The sequence below is a fragment of the Nafulsella turpanensis ZLM-10 genome (genome assembly GCF_000346615.1).
Taxonomy (GTDB): domain Bacteria; phylum Bacteroidota; class Bacteroidia; order Cytophagales; family Cyclobacteriaceae; genus Nafulsella; species Nafulsella turpanensis.
The window spans coordinates 1-1242 of record NZ_ANNU01000027.1 but is presented as its reverse complement, the minus strand read 5'-3'; the positions used below and the strand labels follow the sequence as shown (position 1 = coordinate 1242).

Sequence of the window (1242 nt, the reverse complement as noted above, 5' to 3'; positions counted from 1 at the left end):
GCTGCTTCCGAATCGGCATTTATGAGGTCAGCGACTGCCTCCGCCTGGGCAAGGTCGAACTGGCCGTCAAAATCTTTAAGATAGTTTAAAGCAGAGTTCCAATTGTCATAGTTGGTGCCGTTTCTTTTGTTTGCCAGGTCACTGAAATAATCTATAAAGTTGGCTTTCTTTTTTTCAGTAGATAGAAACCCATAATTGCTGCTTTGGATAGCTAACTGCCTTTTGGCCTTGATATTTTCTGCCAAGGTTCTTGTTTCCTTATTATGCTGCTTATCCAGTTCAGTTTTCGGTTTGTCAAAGGTGTACAGTTTTAAAAACTCTCTTCTGGTAAGCTTTCCGGTGGAAGGGTGAGGTATAGGAGGGTAAAAGTCAAGGTACAGGCTGTGTCTTCCTCCTGTCATTGGCTTTTTTCTAAGCTTAACTTTTGTCATTTTTAATGAAGGTGTGTATTTACAATAGGTTTTTAAAATCCGCGAGTTTATTCGGCTTAAGGCAGGGTAAAATAATGCCTTCAAGGTCTTTAAATGCCTTTCTTGCTTTATAGGTCACTACACAAAAAGTTTGTCTATCTCTGAGCGTTTTAGTAAAGTTTTTCTTTGTGAAAGATTTACAGCGTGTAGGCTTCCATTATCAATCAGCCGGTAAATTGTCCTTATAGAGCAGTTCAGGAGTTTTGCGGTGTCCTTTACAGTAAGAAACTCTTTTGCTTTTATTTCCTCAACAGGTTTTGCTTTTATCGTTTCTGTTTCCTTTTCACTTACCTCAATTTTTTCTGCCTTTTTCCGTGCTTTATAGGCCCTTTTTGCACAAACATCTGAGCAGTATTTTGTCACTGTGGTTTTTGCAGTAAACTCTTTCCTACAATACTGACAAATCCTTGTAATTCTAATGTTTGAGCTCATAAGGGTCTTTAGGTTTCCTTAAGTTAATTTAAGTGTAATTAAGTGCCATAATTTCGCCAACAACAAAGCTGAGGTACAAAATAGGTACAGGCCAGCTCTTAGAGGTACAGTAAAGGCACAAAAAGGTACAAACTAAGGCAATAAAAGTCGGTAGGTATTTAAAAGAATAGGAAATAAAAAAGCCCATAACATGATGTTAAAAGGCTTTTATCTATTGATAGTATGGGTTTGTTTTGATACTATTACTTTCCGATACAAAACTTTGAAAAAATATTTGCCAGTAAATCATCTGTCGTAATTTCACCGGTTATTTCACCTAAGTGATAGAGAGAATTGCGGA

Annotated in this window: 1 protein-coding gene and 1 pseudogene; both read right to left on the bottom strand. The window is 37.2% G+C overall.

The window, feature by feature from the left end; genetic code table 11:
• Positions 1–401 (bottom strand): annotated as a pseudogene (locus tag F752_RS0111955) (site-specific integrase); the annotation flags it as partial.
• A 147-nt stretch (positions 402–548) separates the two neighbouring features.
• Positions 549–902: a helix-turn-helix domain-containing protein gene (locus tag F752_RS0111950; RefSeq protein ID WP_026135698.1), complete on the bottom strand. Its 354-nt coding sequence runs from the start codon at positions 900–902 to the stop codon at positions 549–551.
• Positions 903–1242: the final 340 nt, after the last annotated feature.